Source organism: Pedobacter sp. (assembly GCF_046462515.1).
Lineage (GTDB): Bacteria > Bacteroidota > Bacteroidia > Sphingobacteriales > Sphingobacteriaceae > Pedobacter.
Genome location: NZ_JBKGVD010000002.1, coordinates 219,932 through 238,046, shown reverse-complemented (window position 1 = coordinate 238,046; position 18,115 = coordinate 219,932). Strand labels below are relative to the sequence as shown.

The following is an 18,115-nucleotide window of genomic DNA, read 5'->3' as shown; positions in this document are numbered from 1 at the left end:
TAAACATGAAAATAGGAATTGTGCTAAGTGGCGGAGGTGTAAGAGGCATTGCTCATTTAGGTGTTTTAAAAGCCTTTGATGATGCGGGGATTAAATTTACACATGTATGCGGAACCAGTGCAGGTTCTATTGCCGGAGCCTTTTATTGTGCGGGTATTGATCCTGAAGAAGGTCTAAATATCTTCCTTAGAACACGATTGCTCAAATTTGTAAGGCCTGCTTTAGGTTCTTTAGGGCTAATTAGCATTGAACATACCAAAACCATATTTGAACAATATATACCTTACCAAAATATAGAGGACCTACCTGTAGAACTAACTATTTGTGCAACCAACTTTAGTGAAGGTCACATCAGTTACTTTACCGAAGGACCATTAACACCGGCTGTGCTTGCCTCAAGCTGTATTCCGGGCATTTTTAAACCCATCATGATCAATGATGAAATGTATGTTGATGGTGGTGTACTGAACAATTTTCCGATAGAACCTTTACTGAACAATTGCGATTATATCATTGGTTCTTCATGCAACCATTTAAATAGGGCCGAAGAAATACAAAGCATTTCAAAACTGATGCAAAGAGCCGGTCTTATGTCTATTAACCACGATATGGAACGCAAGGCCAAACTATGCAACTTGCTTATAGAACCTAAAGGCTTGGGCGACATCAGTACTTTTGATACTAAAAAAGCTGAAACCATTTATTGGCTTGCCTTTGACAGTACCTTACGGGCTATGAAAGAGAGTGAAAGTTTACAGGAATTGCTAAGTGAGCTGAAGAAGCATTAAATTAAACGAACAAGCTTTTCGTTTCTCAGTACGGGTATAGCTGTGCACAGATCGGGTTTCAGACAAAACTGAACATCCTCTTCAATATTTAATTTAATTAGACGGTGGCTATGTGAAGATTTTTTCAGGTACTCACGCAGATCATCTTTGGCTAATTGGTACATATCTAAAGCCGCTACGCTTGCATCGTCAGCCACAGCAAGGTTATCTGTAAGCTGTGCTATTACTGCTCCAGCAAACAAAGTATCTTCCAGATTAAAGTTATCTTTCCATCCGGCACACAACAATAAAACATCTTTATTCTGCTGTTTCAAGTAATTACATACTGCCGTAATATTTAAGAAAGAACCTACTATTACTTCGTGTGCACGCTCCTGAGCCATACGCATGGCTTTTGTACCATTTGTTGTAGTCAGTACAATCGTTTTATTTTCTACTTTTTCTTTTGTGTAAGAGAAAGGCGAATTACCAAAATCAAAACCTGTTACCACTTCACCATTACGCTCAGCTGCTAGCAGATAACCTAAATCTCTGTAGGTTTCACAGTCTTCTACATCCATTACAGGGATAATAGCTGTAGCGCCGTTCTCAAAGCCATAAGTAATAGAAGATGTTGCTCTTAAGATATCAATCACCACAACAATACTGTTTTCTATATTGTAAAGATGTAGTAATGCAGGAGTTAAACAAACTTCTATTTTAGACATATATGCTAATTATGATTAAAAGGGCGCCTCGATAAACTCATGCAAAAAACACAGAAATTAGACGCCCTATTATGAATTCTTATTTGTAAAAAGGAAATTTAACGACTTTGGCTTTTACCTTGTTGTTTCTGATATCAATATAAATATCGGTACCTTCTTTGGCAAATTCTTTGGCCACATAAGCCATTCCTATTGCTTTTTGCAGTGATGGAGATTGTGTACCCGAAGTTACTTTACCAATTACATTACCTTCAGCATCTACTACAACATAATCATGACGAGGAATACCTCTATCGATCATTTCAAAACCAACTAGCTTACGGTTAACACCTGCTTCTTTCTGAGCTAACAATGCTTCAGAATTGGTAAATGGCTTAGTAAATTTAGTAATCCAGCCCAAACCCGCTTCTATAGGTGAGGTGGTATCATCTATATCATTACCGTATAAGCAGAAACCCATTTCTAAGCGAAGTGTATCACGGGCACCAAGACCGATAGGCTTAATCCCATATTCTGCACCTGCTTCAAAAATTGCATCCCAAATCTTGTTTGCATACTGATTTTCAAAATAAATCTCAAACCCTCCTGCTCCCGTATAACCCGTTGCCGATACCAATACATTATCTATCCCTGCAAAAGTGCCTTTTTTAAAGGTGTAGTATTCCATAGAAGCAAGATCCATATCTGTAAGACTCTGTAATGCATCTGCTGCTTTAGGGCCCTGTATGGCCAATAATGAGGTCTGATCAGATATATTGTGCATCTCAACATGATTGGTGTTGAATTTTTGTATCCAGTTCCAATCTTTTTCAATGTTCGAGGCATTTACAACCAGCATATAAGTTTTCTCATCCAGTCTGTAAACCAATAGATCGTCAACAATCCCGCCTGTTTCATTGGGCAAACATGAATACTGAATTTTGCCATCATATAACTTAGAAGCATCATTACTGGTAACACGCTGTATCAAATCTAACGCATTTTCGCCTTTTAAAATGAATTCGCCCATATGGCTCACATCAAAAACGCCTACAGCATTTCTAACTGTTGCGTGCTCAGCGTTAATCCCTTCGTACTGTACAGGCATATTGTAGCCTGCAAACGGAACCATCTTAGCTCCTAACTGTATATGCTTTTCTGTTAATGCGGTCTGTTTCATACTAATCATAAAATACTTGGTGGGCAAAAGTAGTAAGAAAAAGGCAATTAATTACCCCATTTTATAATGTTAGTTATTTAAATAGGCTTAATATTTAGAAAAACTGTACAGACTTATGCTAATTGCATTATGCAGTAGTTTTACAGGATTTTTTTTGTACTGTAACATTCGCGTTAAAGCAATAATACCTGGAATCAAAATATTTACAAAGAGTAATACGCTCTCCCTACTGTAAGAGGTATTAGTTTTTATAGTAAATTTTATTCATTTGATGAAGGGTTTCAATAAATTCCGGATCAGAGGGCTTTAAAAAATCGGGATCTATAAATTGCCCTTTTGAATTTATAAGGATATACCTTGGTATTTGAGTAATCTTAAACTCACTGAACAAGGGATTGGATTTAGGGCTTAATAGCCTATAATGATTAGTTGCCTGAATCAAGCCATCAGCTATCAGGGCTTTTTTCCAGTCATCAATTTATTATCCTCATCTAAACTTATGCTTAAATATACAGTATCCTGTTGATATTTTATGTGAAGCCTCGCCACAAAACGTAAACAAATGTTACAACACATACATTAATTAAGAGATCAGCTTCTTTCTATGATATGGGTATTAGCCTGCTCATAAGGTTATTAAAAGATAACGAGATAAATCCAAGCATATCAGCAAAATATAAAAAATAGCTACAAATCTTTTAAAATCAAGGTTATACACTTACAATTTTTGTTCTTAGCGGTGTGGTATAAGATAAAATCCGTATGCCACAAAATAAGGAGTATTCGCGTTAAAGCAATAATATCGTAAAAACATAGCTCGTGTAGATTGACATCAGCTTTATTTCACTAAAATTGTCTCAAAAATCTACATGGAAACACCTTCTTTAACGGAAAAAGAGAAAATGATTATGGGAATGGCTTATCGCCCTTCTGACAAACAATTATCTGCTGACAGGTTAAAAGCACGTGAACTGATTTTTGAATTTAATCGCCTGCCACCAAAAGGCTTTAAGCAGCGAAAATCTATCATTAAACAGTTATTTGCACATACAGAAAACATGTTCTATGTAGAAGCTCCATTCAATTGCGATTATGGATATAATATTTCCATCGGCCAAAATTTTTATGCCAATTTCAACCTTACCATTTTAGACTGCGCACCTGTAAACATTGGCGATAATGTGTTTATTGGACCTAATGTGAGTTTATTTACCGCCGGGCATCCTATGCATCCTCACCTGCGCAATCAGCATATAGAATGGGCAAAGCCCATTACTATTGGCAACAATGTATGGATCTGCGGCAATGTTTGCATTAATCCCGGTGTAACAATAGGTGCGGGCAGTGTAATAGGAACAGGTAGCGTAGTTACAAAAGACATTCCCGAAAATGTGTTTGCCGCAGGTAATCCTTGCCAGATAATCAGAACTATTACAGACGAGGAAAAAGACTTTTTTTATAAAAAACACACAATACCAAGTTTTTAATTATTGTTTGACACAAATGAATATACAGATAGAAAAAATCAATCAGCTTACAGCTGATTTAAAATCACAAATTGTAAATCATGAAATCTACAGAGAGATCAATAGCTTAATTGAACTCAGGATTTTTATGGAACACCATGTTTTTGCCGTTTGGGATTTCATGTCTTTACTAAAGGCTTTACAGATTAATTTAACCTGCACCTCTTTGCCTTGGTTTCCGGTGGGCAATGCTAAAACCAGACAACTGATCAACGAAATTGTAGCAGGAGAAGAATCTGATTTAGATGAGAAAGGTGAAGTAAAAAGCCATTTCGAACTTTACATAGAAGCCATGAAACAGGCAGGAGCCAATACCCAACCCATATTAAACTTTATAGAAACCTTAAAGAATGGTAAATCTTTTGCTGAAGCTTACACCATTGCCCACGTACCTGTTGCTGCACAAAAATTTGTAAATGCAACGTTCGACATTATCCATCAAAATAAGACTCATAATACGGCTGCGGCATTTACCTTTGGTCGCGAAGATCTTATACCCAACATGTTCTATAGCATAGTTAATGATTTAAACGCAGAAAACCATAACCAAGTTGCCATTTTTAAATATTATTTAGACCGTCATATAGAAGTTGACGGAGATCATCATAGCCATTTGGCCTTGGAAATGACCAGCGAGTTATGCGCAACAAATGAAACTTATTGGACAGAAGCATTAACTACTGCTCAAAATGCTTTGCAGAAAAGAATAGATCTTTGGGATGCCGCCTTATTCGAAATCAGGAAAATACAAGAACCTGTATAGTTACATCAGGAAGAATGATCTACTATAACTTTCCAAAGACCGTTTATCTTCTTAAGGAGTAACGTAAAATAACCTTTAGGTTCGTCTTTTTCTCGCTGCAGATGCCAGCTACCCAATACAAAGGCTTTATCTTTGGCCAAAAACTCAACTTTTTTAATACCAAAAGTTAAAACGCCCATGGCTGCCTTATCAGGGTAGCCTTTTTTATAGTTATCTAAAGTTTTTTGCCAGCCATACGTCGGGCCATTTTTTCCCACAAATAGCAGGCTATCGCTTTTCCAGTAGCCCTGCATGTATTTTTCTACATCGCCTTTGTTCCAAGCTTGACGTTGCTGCTCCAGCACATTTAATATGGCTTCTCTATCTTTCGGGCTTTGCGCACTCACTTTAAGGGTAACCAAAAGCAAAACAATGAGGATATTATTCATCTCTAAAACTTTATTTTGTATAAGCGGTTAAAAAATTATGCAACAATATGACAGAGTATCTTACTAAAATAAGTTACTTTAAGTTTATTTTCGGATTTATTTTTAAATCTGCTATCAATTCAATTGAAAAATGGGGCGTACCGGACTGCTTACTATACTTTGTTTTTTTGTCATACTTTTAGATTTTTATTGCTATAAAGCTATTCTGGCTGTTTTTAAAAACTGGACGCAAAAAACAATCACTTATTTTTCAAGAGCTTACTGGTTCATTAATGGAGCATTGATTATTGGCGTATTCTGCGCTATTTATCTTAACCTGTTCCTCACTTTTAGAGCGGTTATTTTGGTTGCTTTCTTTCTGATTACGGTTGGCAAGCTTTTCATGCTCCCTTTTCTGCTTATTGATGATTTGAGAAGGCTTGTAATCAAGTTAAAAGGCCGTAAAGAAAAAGCACTTGAACCCAGCGAACCTATTCCCGGTGACCCAATCAGTAGATCAAAGTTTTTGGTAAAAGCTGGTTTAGTAGTAGGCGCTGTTCCTTTAACTTCCTTAAGCTGGGGCATTATATCAGGAGCCTATGACTATAAAATAAAAAATGTAAAATTGGTTCTGCCTAACTTACCTAAGGCTTTTGATGGCATCAAACTGGGGCAAATTTCAGATATACATTCAGGTAGTTTCTATAATAAAACGGCTGTAAAAGGAGGTGTAGATTTACTTTTAGCACAAAAACCTGATTTTGTATTCTTTACAGGCGACCTGGTAAACAATGTTACCAGCGAGATGAAAGATTATCAGGATATTTTTACCAGGGTGAAAGCTCCGCTTGGTGTATATTCGGTATTAGGCAATCACGATTATGGCGAGTATTATTTTGGAAAAGAAAGTTCTGCTGCCAAAACAAAAAATTTAAACGATCTGATTGCCACGCATAAAATTATGGGCTGGGATTTACTGATGAACCAAAACAGGCGTTTAAAAGTAGACGGGGAAGAAATTGGTATTTTAGGTATTGAAAACTGGGGAATGGGTCGTTTTCCTAAATATGGAAGAATGGATCTGGCTACACAGAATACTGATGATTTACCGGTTAAGTTGCTGCTATCGCATGATCCTTCGCACTGGCGCGGACAAGTGCTACAGCAATATCCACAAATTGATGCGATGTTTAGCGGACATACCCACGGTATGCAGTTTGGTGTTCGTTTAGAGCATGTACAATGGAGCCCAATTCAATATATTTACAAAGAATGGGCAGGCTTATACCGCAGCCAGCAACAACAATTATACGTAAATGTAGGCTATGGGTTTTTGGGTTATCCCGGCCGGGTAGGTATTTTGCCTGAAATTACCATATTTGAATTAAAACGAAGTTAAGTCTGCGGATGAGGTCAATCAATTAAAAAGATATGTTTAAAAGAGCTGGCATCCAATTTCTCGATTTTCTTCTCTTCAGCAATCTGTTTATTGCAATTTGTGCTGCTGCACAAGCATTGGTTACCTATCACTTGCTAAAGCTTGAGCCCAACCTTTACATTGTTGGTTTCGTTTTTTGTTCTACCCTACTCATCTATAATTTAAGCATGGTATTGTCTAAACCTATGCACCCTGAGCAGTCTCCTTTTAGAAGGGTGCGCTGGATTTTCGGACATTATAAATTTATTGTTTTTATTACCATTTTATCTGGTGTATGCTTAATTCCTTTAGGCCTTTTTTATTTAGATATAAAAGGTAAATTGTTGATGGCTTTTTTAGGCGGGCTCTCCTTTGCTTATAATTTACCATTGATCAGATTAAAGAACAAAAAAATAGGTCTGCGCAATTTACCGGGCATTAAACTTTTCTTGATTGCTCTGGTATGGTCTTTCAGTTGTGTATTATTGCCCATTACAGAAGCAGAGAGCGATCCCCGTATTCACATATCATGGATCACCACCACCTTACTGGTGGTAAAAAGATTTCTGTTTGTTTGCGCTATAACCATCCCTTTTGACATCAGGGATTTGTTTCAAGATAAGATTTATGAGCTTAAAACCATACCGGTAATCTTAGGCGAAAAAAAAGCCTGGATCTTTTGCCAGGCTCTTCTGATTTTGTATATCGTACTATTGTTCTTTTTTAGCAATAAACCCGATATTGATACGATAGGTTTGTCTTTAACAGTAATACTAACAGGTTGGTTGATTTTTAAGTCAAACTTTAAACGTAATGAATACTATTATTTCCTGTTTTTAGATGGCACTTTACTCTTACAATATATCATGCTGTCATTTACAAGTTATGTAGGTTCTGTTTTCGTTTAATGTCCGTTAAATTTATAGCCTACACCTCTTACAGTTTGCAATAATTGTGGATTATCAGGATTAATTTCTATTTTCTTACGTAATCTTACAATGTGCATATCTAAGGTACGGGTGTTTACATCCGAATTATAACCCCATACTTCCTGCATTAGGTCATCTCTACTGATTACTTTACCTGGATTACGGAGAAAATAAAGTAAGATCCTGTTTTCTAAAATGGTTAATTCAATCTTTTTACCATCTCTAATGAGGGTATGAATGTTAGGATGGTGTTCCATATTACTGAACTTGTGTATTTCAGACCTGTCGGTATTCAGCAAAAATTTAACTTTACTCTCTAACATAGCTACCAATACATCCATATTAAAAGGCTTGGTTACATAGTCTGAAGCACCAAAATTATAGGCATCGATTTTATCTACATCTTGTGCTTTTGCTGTAAGCATGATAACCAGACCTTCAAAACCTGCTTTTCTGGCTTCCTCACAAACTACTGATCCTTCTTTACCAGGCAACATCCAATCCAACAGGACAATGTCTGGCTTTTCCGTATTTATCATCTCCAATCCCTTGTTGCCTTCGTTAGCTTCACTAACTCTGTAGCCTTCGCTTTTTAAACGCTGGCCAACCAGGAATCTTAAATTATCATCATCTTCTACAACTAATATTTTAATTTCTTTAGACATGTTGTGTGTTTTTAGGTCTCAAAAATAATTCTGATGGTGTTTATGCTTTGTATGGTAAAACAATTTTAAATTCTGTCCCTTTATCCAATTCGCTTTTCACAAAAATCTCTCCTTCCATAAAGTTAACAAGTTCTTTACAGAAAGCCAAACCAAGGCCTACGCTGCCATTCTGGTTATATTGATTCTGTAATCTGTAAAACTTCTTAAAAATATTCTTGATCTCTGCCGATGGTATGCCTATGCCTTGATCTTTAAAGCGCAAAACTACATGTTCTTTAACCAAAGAGGCTGTAATATGTAATTTTTTACGGTCTACAGGTGAATATTTATAGGCATTTTCAATTAAATTATCGAATAAGCTGGCTAAGAGTACAGGATCTGAAATAAAAGTTTTTAAACCATTAACACTATACGTTAACTTGAAATCTGGATTTTTAAGGGTATGTACATCTATAGTACTCTCAATAAAGTCAACGATGTGGATTTCTTCTTCTTTGAGCTTGATTACCTTATTCTCTATCTGAGTAAAAGCCAATAGTTTATTCATTAATCCATTTAGCTTTTCGGCCTCATCATCTAAGATTTTACCGTACAGTTTCTGATCTTTTTCAGATATAAAAGCCGCACTTTTAATATTATTTCCTGCTATTTTAATTACACTTACCGGAGTTTTAAATTCATGAGTAAGGTTGGTCAAAAAATCATATTGTAGCTTATACATTTTACGGTTAATGTTCAGGTTACGGAAAATTAAAAACGCAACCAGCATAAGCACACCGTAAAATAAAATAATAATCAGCGCTATAGGTAAAAAGTAACTGAAGATCTCCTTCTTAATAAATGCCTTTGATGATATAAAGAAGAGTTTATAATCTGAGAATGGACCTCCCAGATTTATTTCTCCGGTAACATATTCAGAATCGGCATCTAACGGATCATAAGTAACAGGAACAATTTTTATCGACTGATAAAGATTATTTCTATTATTCTTAATTGCAATCTTTAATGGATCAAGCTCAAACGAAAACATATCCTGCTGGTATATAGGTTCTGATTCGAGCTTTTGTCTTACCATTTTTTTATAAACCTTCAAATCTTCAAAAGCAGGTATATTCAGGTAATCTATCCTGTTGGGTTTTATATTGGTAAAATTGGCAAACAGTTGTTCTTGTGTGGGTATTTTAGTGGTATCTAATTTCTGAATAAAGGTATAAAGCTTCAATGCCAGCTCGTTAAAATTTTCGAGTACTCCGGTATTTGTTAAGGCATTTTTACCAAATAAGCGTATGGCATGCTTGGCTGGTTTAGGATTAAATAAATAAGCGTTTTTCATCCCTACCGAAAAATCACCTACGTTTAAGCCATTATCTTCAAATCTGAAATTCCTGACTTCTGTATCGTAAAAAACCACTCTTTTTACAAAGGGGTATTTAAGCAAAATGGTATCGACCAGTTTGGTTGCCGCAGCAGAATCAAGAAAACCATTGTAATAAGAAATCTCAGGAAGTTTATTCAGAAAGAAATCATTATAAGGCCTGATACTTTCTTCGAGCACATTAGCTTTTGCAGAAACAAAATCGCTTTCTATTTTCTTTTTGGTAAAGTTAAAAGCCAAAAATAGCGACAGGATAAAAATAACAGAGATAAGTACTATAAAAGTAAGTATCAATGAAAAGTTCTTTCTATATCCGTTATCTTTCTCTGAAACCATCTATTGCAGATCAAACTATCTTTTGCCCAAATTACTTTCTAAAAATTTCTCTAAAGCGGTGTAAGCCTTTTGTCTTTCAGCTTCGCGGTTTGGAGAGCTTATTCCATCATCTCTGTCTATGTAAGTAACGGGTACATTGTTTTTCTTCAGTTCTTTTATAAACTGTATAGCATCATTAGAATTTACACGCGGATCTTTAGAATTTAAAGTAATAAAAACCGGGATTTTTAATTTATCTGCATGAAATACAGGCGATACCTGACGCATGTTATCGGCATCTTGAACCGGATTACCTATTACTTCATAATACATCTGCAAGCTCGATTGGTAAAAAGGCGGTATGCTTTTAAGATAGCTGAACAGGTTTAACACACCTTTGTTTGCTCCTACGCATTTAAACATATCGGGGTTTTCTATAGCTGCATTCAGGGCAATGTAGCCTCCAAAACCCGTTCCATAAATGGCAATGCGTTTAGGATCGCCAATTTGCTTCTGAATAACCCACTTAACTCCGTCTTCTATGTCGTTCTTTATTTTATGTCCCCATTGCTTAAAACCCGCAGCATAAAACTCTTTTCCGTAACCTTTTGATCCTCTGTAATTAACCTGCAATACCGCATAGCCTCTGTTAGCTAAAAACTGTACGTCTGCATTGTATTCCCAAACGTCGCGAAGACCAGGTCCATTATGTGGTAAAACTACGACCGGAACCTTTTTGCTCTTACTGTTTTTAGGCAGAGTGAGATATCCTGAAATCATCAGACTATCACGCGTTAAGAAACTGATGGGTTTGGTCTCGCACATGTACTCAGAATCTATAGCCGAGTTGATATCACTCAGTTTCTTTAAATTATTGGTGTTAGAATTATAGAGGAAATAAGATCCGGGGTTGCGATCTGTAAAAGATCTTACCACAAAGTTCTGTTCATTTTTGTCACGATGAATAATCCTGAACTCATTTTTAGGTAACAGACTACCTATTTTCTTGTATAATTCTTCAGATGATCTATTTAGGTAGAAATTGCTTTTTTTCCAGGTTTCATATACTACAAAGTCCACCATTTTACGGTGTTTAGAATATTGCGCATCAACTACGTTAAGGCTATCGTTTGCAAACAACACATTAATTTCTTTTCCTGTTGAACAATCAAATTCTACCAGTGCATTTTTATCGCGGTTCACATTAGAAATAGCATAAACTACATTAGATTTACTTTCTGAAAACGCTACTGGCCAGATCTTAGTTTTAAAGTTATTGGTAACAATTTTCTTAAAAGGCTCTGCTTCGCTATTCCGGTACCATAAAGACTCATCTACGCCATCAGTTGATATGGCCATTTTTAACCTGCCTTTTGAATCGCTTAACCAGTTGGTAAAATTACCCGGATTTTGGGCCGCCATTTCTATTTTACCATCTCTCACATTTAGCCTGTAAACATCAAAAACTGTAGAATCGCGTTTATTGCTCGATATAAGTATAAATTTATCATCAATCAGCTGATCGTCGATAATTCTCATACGGGTATTTTCATTAGAAAAAAGCTCTTTCTCCTGTTTCCCGTTCTTATTCACAATAAACAGGTTAGATAAAAACCGTTTATCGTTTTTTTCTTTATAATAAATTAACTCATCATCACTTACCCAGTTGTAAAAAGTTATTTTCTTTTCTTTTAAATGGGTTAATTGTGTGACTTCTCCGGTTTCAATATTCTCAACTACAAGATTTTGTATATTATTATCCTGCAGTTTTAAATAAGAAAGAAATTTACCATTAGGCGATAAGCGGTAAATTGAGCGGTCTTGGCTCTTAAAAAAATCGTTTACAGGTATAACTACATTTTTATCATTCCAGTTACAGGCAGATAAAACTATTGCAATCCATATCAAAACTATTCCTCTTCTCATAAGTAGTTATCAAAATACAAAAATAATTATATGCACGAGCGCTTTCTGCTATAACTTAAGATTGTTACATTTTCGTAAAGACGCGTATATTCAATTGTAGCGATATTTAGGTTTAAAAAAAATACATCATGCGTAACATTTAAAATACAGTGTCTTTATTGACCTTTATTTTTACATTATCTCTCTTTTATGAGGCAAAAAAATTAATTTTAGGCAAAGTTTTTATTTCTGATTTAAAAATTTCGCCGTTCCGGTTGTTGAAGAAATATGAATTGAAACAGGCGAACAATAAGCGATAAGTAACAGAAATACAAATAGTTTCTGCAAAGCATAGAAAATATTATTGTGAGAATTATATTATCTTTTTTATTCTTTATTTTATCTCTTAACACCTTTGCACAGGGGTTTCCTGAAGAAAGCTTAGCTTATCAGTATTACCAGCAGGGCAGCTATGATAAAGCCGCAGAAATATTTCAGAAACTGTTTAATAAGGATAAAAATGAAAATTATTTTGACCTCTTTTTTTCATCTCTTGTAAAAGGCAAGAAGCTGAAAGAGGCCGAAGAAATTACCAAAACCCTGAACAGGCAATACCCCGACAAACTAAACTACCAGCTTGCCTTAGGTAAAATTTACCTTGAACTGGGTAAAAATACGGAAGCCAACAAAATCTTTCTTAAAGCAATTGAGAACTGTGCCAAAGAAGAATATGCTTACCGCGATCTAGCTAATTTATTTTACAAGTACGAGGCTTATGATCTGGCAATACAAGCTTTTTTACAAGGTAGAAAGGTACTTAATAATGATACGCTTTACACTTATGAGCTGATTAACCTTTATAGGTATAAAAAAGACAAACCTATGCTGGTGCAAGAATATGTAAATTTGCTTGCTGCTGAGCCCACTTTATATAACCAGGCCCAAACTGTGCTGGCTTCTGTATTAGAAGACAATACAGATTATATGCTTTTACAGACTGCCATTTTAAAAAAGCTGCAAAAAGACCCTGGCAATGATATTCTAAATTCGCTCTTAACCTGGCAATTTATACAACAACGTGATTATGAAAGTGCTTTGAGGCAACTTATTGCTCAGGATAGAAGAAGTAGTGGTACCGGAATAGCTATTTATAATGCCGCTAATATTTTTTTAGCAAATAATGCTTACAATACAGCCACAAAAGCTTATGAATATCTAGTGAGTAAAGGAGCACAGAACGAACTCTATCTGCCTTCGCAGATCCAACTGATTAATACCCGTTATGAAATGGCCATGAATGCCAAACCAGATAGTATCTTGCTTAAAAATCTGGCTGTACAGTTCAATGACATCATTAACCAGCACGGACTAAGCACTAAAACACTTTTTGCGGCCAAAAAATTGGCCAATATTGAGGCTTACCACTTAAAGAATTTTACAAAAGCCGAGGCGATACTTGAGCAGGCTTTAAAAATACAGAATTTACCACCCTTGGAAACAGCTCAACTTAAGCTTGACCTGGGAGATATTTATCTTCTGAACAAAGAACCCTGGGAAGCCTTGTTGATGTATGAACAGGTATCAAAAAGCTATGAAAACCAGCCCATAGGCAGCGAAGCCCGTTTTAAATCTGCCCGCCTATCATTTTTCCAGGGAAATTTTAAGTTTGCCAAATCGCAGGCAGACATACTAAAAGCTTCTACTTCACAGCTTATTGCTAATGATGCCCTGAATTTAAGCCTGCTAATCTCTGATAACCTACAAAATAAAAACGACAGCCTGGCACTGATCATGTATGCAGACGCGGAGTTACTTTTATTCACCAACCAAACTACTGATGCACTTGTTAAACTGGATAGCATTCATTCAAAATATCCGGGTAACAGCCTAAGTGATGATATTCTGCTCAGCAAAGCTAAAATCTATACCAAAACCACCCAGTATGATCTGGCCGTTAAGCAATTAAACGAAATCATCAGCAATTATTACGATAGTATCTGGATTGATGACGCTATTTTTATGCTTGCTGATCTATACGAAAAGAAACTTCACCAAAATGAAGAAGCGGCTAAATTATACCAGAAACTTATTACTGATTTTCCGGGAAGCATGCTCATTTCTGAAGCCCGTAAGCGTTTTAGAAATCTACGTGGTGATAATGTAATACCGTAAGCTTATCTTTGCGCAATGTATTTATATAATATCACTGTTATTGTTGAAACAGATTCCGCATTTAATTTTCTGCAATGGGTTAGCGCAAACTTTATTGACAAGATTATGCAAACTGAATGCTTTGTGTCAAACCGTTTTCTAAAGATTGTAGACTCTCCTAACGACGGCGTATCTTATTGCTTGCAATTTATTGCCGAAACTTTAGAGAGCTATTCTGATTATAAAGAAAATCATGAGCAAATGCTTTTAACCGAGCTTTATAGCCAATTTGATAAAAAACTTGTAACCTTCAGTACTTTAATGGAATTTCTTCCATAATTTACCAGACATCATGACCATATTAGAAACACCTATAAAAGATCTGCTAATTTTTGAACCTAAGGTATGGAAAGATAACAGGGGTTATTTTTACGAAAGTTTCAGCACTAAGGTATTTGCCGATGCAGGCATTGATTTAACATTTGTACAGGATAATCAGTCGTTCTCGCAAAAAGGTACGCTGAGGGGTATGCATGCGCAAAGCCCTCCTTTTGCACAAGGAAAATTGGTACGGGTAATTAAAGGCCGGGTAGTTGATGTAGCTGTAGATATCAGAAAAAACTCACTTACTTACGGACAGCATTTTGCCATTGAACTGAGTGGCGACAACCATAAACAGCTATGGGTTCCTCCAGGTTTTTTACATGGCTTCTTAACCCTGGAAGACAACACCATTTTTACGTATAAAGTTACGGGATTTTACAGCAAAGAAAGTGAAATTGGTGTAATGTACAACGATGTTACTCTTAACATCAACTGGGCTCAGTATTTAAATCCTGATTTGTTCTTGCTATCTGATAAAGACATGGTCTTATCTTCTTTTGAGGATTTTAAAAGTCCTTTCTAAGATAAGGAACTGGCCTATTGGGGTTTCTTTCTAGTGAAAAAGTATATTCAATAAGCTCAACACAACAAAGAGCTGCTTTTTAGGCAGCTCTTTGTTAATTTCATTGCTATAAAATTATTGTTTGATCAGGTTGTACAATTCATCTAACTTAGGTGAGAGTACAATTTCAATTCTTCTGTTTCTGCTGCGGCCTTCTGCTGTAGCATTATCTGCTAAAGGCTGATACTGACCTTTTCCGGTTGCGGTCATGCGTACACTTTCAACTTTTTGTTCCTCTGTTAAGAATCTTACTACCGATGTCGCTCTCAATACACTTAGATCCCAGTTATCTTTAATTTGGCCTAAGTTGCTGATTTTCTGCGTATCGGTATGTCCTTCTACTGCAATGTTAATATCAGGCTGCTGTTTCAGAACTTTAGCCAATTCTGCAAGTGCTTGTTTTCCTTTCTCATCAATAATGATACTTGCCGAAGGGAAAAGTAATTTATCTGTTAATGAAACATAAACTTTTCCGTCTTTCATTTCTACTGTAAGTCCGCTTTTAGCAAAACCCAACAAGGCTTCCTGTAATTTTGCTTTAAGTTGATTGGTAGCTTCATCACGTTTACGCAAAACCTCTTCTACTTCTTTTAATCGTTGTTCGCGTTTAGCCAGATCGCCCGTAAGTTTATTGATTTCTGAAGAACTGTTTGTACGTAACTTGCTATAGTTAGCATCCAATTCGGCATATCTGCTTTTTAAATCGTTTAACTCGCTATGTAACTTAGCTGTATCTGTACGTAAGCGACTTATACGCTGTTCGAGTGTTTCGTTAGCAGATTGAGCCCCTTTCCAGCCCATATTAAGAGAGTCTTGCTGTGCTAATAAGGATTTGTATTTTTTGGTAGAGAGCACCACGCATGAACTTAAGGCTGAAACAATAATAAAGGCGAATAGTAAAAAGTTTAGCTTTCTCATTAGCTTGCTGTTATGTTATATGTATTTTATGAATTTTTATTCTCCAACTGCTGAACGCAAAAATGCAATAAATGGCTGTACCGCGCCAAAGGCTTTTTTCAACTTATCTACAATATCATCTTTATAAAAATCTTCTTCTTTAAGCGGGTATATGGCAATAAAACTTTTCAGCTTTAAATACTCTATATGGGGATGCGTAATTTCATAGCCTTTAGGAGCTTTTTTCAGTTTATCTTCCTGACTAAGCGTGAACAGGCTCTTAAATTCTTTATTAGATATGGCTTCTACAAAAGTATCTCCGCTATAGTCAATCTCTTCTCTTACAGATTTCAGCACTCCTGTTTCGGGCATCCAGAAACCCGATCCGAAAAAGCAGTTGCCCGGTTGTAGATGCAGGTAATAACTCGGCGTTTTTGGCCCGTAGTTCTTCACATCGAACGCAATACCATAATTTAATTTGTACGGATCTTTATTGGCACTAAACCTAATATCTCTGTAAATGCGCATGAGGCATTTTTTAGGCGCTGTATCTGCGGCAAATTCAGGATCTATTGCTGATAATTCTGCTATTAAAGTGGCTATAAGAGGGTACAGATCCTGCTTTGCGTTTTCATACCTGAATTTGTTTTCGGCAAACCACTCGCGGTTATTGTTTTTGGCCAGATCTCTTAAAAAGTCGAAAGTTGCTTTGTTCAGCATTTTAGTTTAAGCTTTATGTTTTAAATGTTCCACATCTAACTCGGGCTTGTATTTTATCTTAGGTGATAGCCAATGTAATAAAATTATTCTCGAATAACGATAATTAAAAGGAGATAAAACTATTGAAACCAGTAAAATAGAGATTACATAAGTCCAAAGCGTTTCCCAGGCAAGGTTCCCATCTAAGAGATAATAAGTAACGATACCTGCTATCAGCATTTCTGCCATATTCATAGCATAGCTTACATACATAGCCGCATAAAAATAACCAGGTTCTATTTCAAAACGCTGGTTACAATTGCTACAGAATTCGTTGGTCTTTTGTAAAGCAAAACCATACATAGGGCCGGTAAAAACATCTCCCCTACGGCATTGCGGGCATTTACCTTTTATAAAGGCAAGCGATTTGGGTGTTTTTGAATTTGAAAGATGTTGCATAGCCAAACCGATGCTTTATAGCAATGGCTGATTATTTTGCTGTTTTTTCTTATACTTTAAGTACCACACCACGCCCACGCCGGTAATGAGTAAATAAGGTATAGATAAAAGATACAAGATTCCTGAGTTTAAGCCTTTACCTTGTGTATTACCATTTTTTATGCCTTGTTCTGCATTAATGGTACACATAGAGCATTGCGCCTTCGCTTTTGGCATAATGCCAAAAGTTATCACAAGAACAAGCAGAGTAAAAATGGCTTTTTTAAACATGATTGCAAATATACGTATTAACTCATTATAGGCACAAAAAATTATGTCATAAGGGTGTAGGTATTTAGCTTAAAATTAGTTGCAAATGGAGTATATTTTTTTGTTAATTTTAATTAAATCAAATCATTACAAATATGGCTCTTTTAAAAATGAAATCACTTTCCAGAAGTGAAATGAAAAAAATTATGGGCGGAGACGATCAAGTACCTGCATTATGTAAATTATGCATAGAAGCACCTCTTCCTTATCATGGCTATTCAGAACCACCTTGTTTAGAATGGCATTGCCCTATAGAAGATCCTGTACCTGAAGAATAATCTTCAGCTTTTATGGATTAAAAGAAATGAATTATACTCACTTTATCTAAAATCCATTTGACTGATCAAATAAGCCCTTTCAATAGACTTGAAAGGGCTTATTTTTTAAAAATCGTCTGCTGGTGTAGCATCATCACTACATTCCCAATTTTCGCACCAACGATAAAAATCTGGGTTAAATCGTGGATCATTAGTACAAATAGGGCATAATACTAATTTTTGTTCATCGCCATCAGAACCACCAAAGATTTGTTTCATTTCTTTACGAGAAAGAACCGTTAATTGAGTTTTCATATAGTTTTTTTTTAGATTGTATTGAATTTACAAATTACAATAAACAAAATCAAAAACTCCTTAAACCCTGTCTTTTAGAGATTAAGCACCAAGATATACACAGGCATTTAACAAAGGCAAGCATTA

The 18,115-nt window shown here is 35.8% G+C and carries 20 protein-coding genes; 9 read left to right on the top strand and 11 right to left on the bottom strand.

Annotation, left to right across the window (positions count from 1 at the left end):
* Positions 1-5 precede the first annotated feature (5 nt).
* Complete coding sequence (locus tag ACLHG9_RS01935; RefSeq protein ID WP_410219836.1) at positions 6-788, top strand: patatin-like phospholipase family protein; 783 nt, start codon at positions 6-8, stop codon at positions 786-788.
* Here ACLHG9_RS01935 and ACLHG9_RS01930 read toward each other — a convergent pair.
* Both ACLHG9_RS01930 and gcvT read right to left on the bottom strand, forming a co-directional pair.
* Entirely contained in the window at positions 785-1,495 is a 711-nt protein-coding gene (locus tag ACLHG9_RS01930; protein WP_410219835.1) for a 2-phosphosulfolactate phosphatase, read from the bottom strand. The two genes, ACLHG9_RS01935 and ACLHG9_RS01930, sit on opposite strands and share 4 nt — an antisense overlap.
* A 79-nt stretch (positions 1,496-1,574) precedes the next feature.
* A complete protein-coding gene (gene gcvT / locus ACLHG9_RS01925; RefSeq protein ID WP_410219834.1) occupies positions 1,575-2,654 on the bottom strand; it encodes a glycine cleavage system aminomethyltransferase GcvT in 1,080 nt (359 codons plus the stop codon).
* Between the two features lie 869 nt (positions 2,655-3,523).
* Here gcvT and ACLHG9_RS01920 point away from each other — a divergent pair.
* Together ACLHG9_RS01920 and ACLHG9_RS01915 are read left to right on the top strand one after the other, a co-directional pair.
* Entirely contained in the window at positions 3,524-4,141 is a 618-nt protein-coding gene (locus ACLHG9_RS01920) for a sugar O-acetyltransferase (protein WP_410219833.1), read from the top strand.
* A 16-nt stretch (positions 4,142-4,157) separates the two neighbouring features.
* Positions 4,158-4,943: a DUF3050 domain-containing protein gene (locus ACLHG9_RS01915; protein ID WP_410219832.1), complete on the top strand. Its 786-nt coding sequence runs from the start codon at positions 4,158-4,160 to the stop codon at positions 4,941-4,943.
* A 5-nt stretch (positions 4,944-4,948) separates the two neighbouring features.
* Here the strand turns inward: ACLHG9_RS01915 and ACLHG9_RS01910 are convergent, their stop codons facing one another.
* Positions 4,949-5,371: a YybH family protein gene (locus ACLHG9_RS01910; RefSeq protein ID WP_410219831.1), complete on the bottom strand. Its 423-nt coding sequence runs from the start codon at positions 5,369-5,371 to the stop codon at positions 4,949-4,951.
* 130 nt (positions 5,372-5,501) lie between these two features.
* Here ACLHG9_RS01910 and ACLHG9_RS01905 point away from each other — a divergent pair, with 130 nt between their 5' ends.
* Both ACLHG9_RS01905 and ACLHG9_RS01900 read left to right on the top strand, forming a co-directional pair.
* Positions 5,502-6,749: a metallophosphoesterase gene (locus tag ACLHG9_RS01905; RefSeq protein ID WP_410219830.1), complete on the top strand. Its 1,248-nt coding sequence runs from the start codon at positions 5,502-5,504 to the stop codon at positions 6,747-6,749.
* A 32-nt stretch (positions 6,750-6,781) separates the two neighbouring features.
* Positions 6,782-7,675: a hypothetical protein gene (locus tag ACLHG9_RS01900; RefSeq protein WP_410219829.1), complete on the top strand. Its 894-nt coding sequence runs from the start codon at positions 6,782-6,784 to the stop codon at positions 7,673-7,675.
* Here the strand turns inward: ACLHG9_RS01900 and ACLHG9_RS01895 are convergent.
* The 3 genes from ACLHG9_RS01895 to ACLHG9_RS01885 are packed head-to-tail and all read right to left on the bottom strand — an operon-like array spanning position 7,672 to position 11,977.
* Positions 7,672-8,361 (bottom strand): response regulator transcription factor, encoded by a 690-nt coding sequence (locus tag ACLHG9_RS01895; RefSeq protein ID WP_410219828.1) that lies wholly within the window; start codon positions 8,359-8,361, stop codon positions 7,672-7,674. The two genes, ACLHG9_RS01900 and ACLHG9_RS01895, sit on opposite strands and share 4 nt — an antisense overlap.
* Positions 8,362-8,401: 40 nt before the next feature.
* A complete protein-coding gene (locus ACLHG9_RS01890) occupies positions 8,402-10,072 on the bottom strand; it encodes a sensor histidine kinase (protein ID WP_410219827.1) in 1,671 nt (556 codons plus the stop codon).
* A 15-nt stretch (positions 10,073-10,087) separates the two neighbouring features.
* On the bottom strand, positions 10,088-11,977 hold the full coding sequence (locus ACLHG9_RS01885; RefSeq protein WP_410219826.1) for an alpha/beta hydrolase family protein: 1,890 nt from the start codon (positions 11,975-11,977) through the stop codon (positions 10,088-10,090).
* A gap of 345 nt (positions 11,978-12,322) precedes the next feature.
* On the opposite strand from ACLHG9_RS01885, the gene ACLHG9_RS01880 reads away from it, so the two are divergent.
* From ACLHG9_RS01880 to rfbC, 3 genes are read left to right on the top strand one after another with little or no spacing between them, the layout of a single operon-like run.
* Complete coding sequence (locus ACLHG9_RS01880; protein ID WP_410219825.1) at positions 12,323-14,128, top strand: tetratricopeptide repeat protein; 1,806 nt, start codon at positions 12,323-12,325, stop codon at positions 14,126-14,128.
* A gap of 15 nt (positions 14,129-14,143) precedes the next feature.
* Positions 14,144-14,446: a DUF4286 family protein gene (locus ACLHG9_RS01875; RefSeq protein ID WP_410219824.1), complete on the top strand. Its 303-nt coding sequence runs from the start codon at positions 14,144-14,146 to the stop codon at positions 14,444-14,446.
* 13 nt (positions 14,447-14,459) lie between these two features.
* Positions 14,460-15,014 (top strand): dTDP-4-dehydrorhamnose 3,5-epimerase, encoded by a 555-nt coding sequence (gene rfbC / locus ACLHG9_RS01870; protein ID WP_410219823.1) that lies wholly within the window; start codon positions 14,460-14,462, stop codon positions 15,012-15,014.
* Between the two features lie 114 nt (positions 15,015-15,128).
* Here the strand turns inward: rfbC and ACLHG9_RS01865 are convergent, their stop codons facing one another.
* The 4 genes from ACLHG9_RS01865 to ACLHG9_RS01850 are packed head-to-tail and all read right to left on the bottom strand — an operon-like array spanning position 15,129 to position 17,324.
* Positions 15,129-15,971, bottom strand: a complete 843-nt coding sequence (locus ACLHG9_RS01865) for an OmpA family protein (protein ID WP_410219822.1) — start codon at positions 15,969-15,971, stop codon at positions 15,129-15,131.
* Positions 15,972-16,007: 36 nt separating this feature from the next.
* Positions 16,008-16,670, bottom strand: a complete 663-nt coding sequence (locus tag ACLHG9_RS01860; protein WP_410219821.1) for a DUF2461 domain-containing protein — start codon at positions 16,668-16,670, stop codon at positions 16,008-16,010.
* A 6-nt stretch (positions 16,671-16,676) separates the two neighbouring features.
* Positions 16,677-17,108, bottom strand: a complete 432-nt coding sequence (locus tag ACLHG9_RS01855) for a DUF983 domain-containing protein (RefSeq protein WP_410219820.1) — start codon at positions 17,106-17,108, stop codon at positions 16,677-16,679.
* Between the two features lie 15 nt (positions 17,109-17,123).
* Complete coding sequence (locus tag ACLHG9_RS01850) at positions 17,124-17,324, bottom strand: hypothetical protein (protein WP_410219819.1); 201 nt, start codon at positions 17,322-17,324, stop codon at positions 17,124-17,126.
* 227 nt (positions 17,325-17,551) lie between these two features.
* Between ACLHG9_RS01850 and ACLHG9_RS01845 the strand changes: the two genes are divergently transcribed.
* Positions 17,552-17,695 (top strand): hypothetical protein, encoded by a 144-nt coding sequence (locus ACLHG9_RS01845; RefSeq protein WP_410219818.1) that lies wholly within the window; start codon positions 17,552-17,554, stop codon positions 17,693-17,695.
* Between the two features lie 105 nt (positions 17,696-17,800).
* Here ACLHG9_RS01845 and ACLHG9_RS01840 read toward each other — a convergent pair whose 3' ends face one another.
* Positions 17,801-17,989, bottom strand: coding sequence for a hypothetical protein (locus tag ACLHG9_RS01840; RefSeq protein WP_243357628.1), 189 nt, complete (start codon positions 17,987-17,989; stop codon positions 17,801-17,803).
* Positions 17,990-18,115: the final 126 nt, after the last annotated feature.

Bases quoted from the DNA above. Each gene is read 5' to 3' on its own strand.
- ACLHG9_RS01905 (WP_410219830.1), top strand. From the start codon at position 5,502: ATGGGGCGTACCGGACTGCTTACTATACTTTGTTTTTTTGTCATACTT.
- ACLHG9_RS01850 (WP_410219819.1), bottom strand. From the start codon at position 17,324: ATGCCAAAAGCGAAGGCGCAATGCTCTATGTGTACCATTAATGCAGAA.
- ACLHG9_RS01890 (WP_410219827.1), bottom strand. From the start codon at position 10,072: ATGGTTTCAGAGAAAGATAACGGATATAGAAAGAACTTTTCATTGATA.
- ACLHG9_RS01915 (WP_410219832.1), top strand. From the start codon at position 4,158: ATGAATATACAGATAGAAAAAATCAATCAGCTTACAGCTGATTTAAAA.
- ACLHG9_RS01910 (WP_410219831.1), bottom strand. From the start codon at position 5,371: ATGAATAATATCCTCATTGTTTTGCTTTTGGTTACCCTTAAAGTGAGT.
- ACLHG9_RS01840 (WP_243357628.1), bottom strand. From the start codon at position 17,989: ATGAAAACTCAATTAACGGTTCTTTCTCGTAAAGAAATGAAACAAATC.
- ACLHG9_RS01885 (WP_410219826.1), bottom strand. From the start codon at position 11,977: ATGAGAAGAGGAATAGTTTTGATATGGATTGCAATAGTTTTATCTGCC.
- ACLHG9_RS01895 (WP_410219828.1), bottom strand. From the start codon at position 8,361: ATGTCTAAAGAAATTAAAATATTAGTTGTAGAAGATGATGATAATTTA.
- rfbC (WP_410219823.1), top strand. From the start codon at position 14,460: ATGACCATATTAGAAACACCTATAAAAGATCTGCTAATTTTTGAACCT.
- ACLHG9_RS01920 (WP_410219833.1), top strand. From the start codon at position 3,524: ATGGAAACACCTTCTTTAACGGAAAAAGAGAAAATGATTATGGGAATG.
- gcvT (WP_410219834.1), bottom strand. From the start codon at position 2,654: ATGAAACAGACCGCATTAACAGAAAAGCATATACAGTTAGGAGCTAAG.
- ACLHG9_RS01935 (WP_410219836.1), top strand. From the start codon at position 6: ATGAAAATAGGAATTGTGCTAAGTGGCGGAGGTGTAAGAGGCATTGCT.
- ACLHG9_RS01930 (WP_410219835.1), bottom strand. From the start codon at position 1,495: ATGTCTAAAATAGAAGTTTGTTTAACTCCTGCATTACTACATCTTTAC.
- ACLHG9_RS01875 (WP_410219824.1), top strand. From the start codon at position 14,144: ATGTATTTATATAATATCACTGTTATTGTTGAAACAGATTCCGCATTT.
- ACLHG9_RS01900 (WP_410219829.1), top strand. From the start codon at position 6,782: ATGTTTAAAAGAGCTGGCATCCAATTTCTCGATTTTCTTCTCTTCAGC.
- ACLHG9_RS01860 (WP_410219821.1), bottom strand. From the start codon at position 16,670: ATGCTGAACAAAGCAACTTTCGACTTTTTAAGAGATCTGGCCAAAAAC.
- ACLHG9_RS01865 (WP_410219822.1), bottom strand. From the start codon at position 15,971: ATGAGAAAGCTAAACTTTTTACTATTCGCCTTTATTATTGTTTCAGCC.
- ACLHG9_RS01845 (WP_410219818.1), top strand. From the start codon at position 17,552: ATGAAAAAAATTATGGGCGGAGACGATCAAGTACCTGCATTATGTAAA.
- ACLHG9_RS01855 (WP_410219820.1), bottom strand. From the start codon at position 17,108: ATGCAACATCTTTCAAATTCAAAAACACCCAAATCGCTTGCCTTTATA.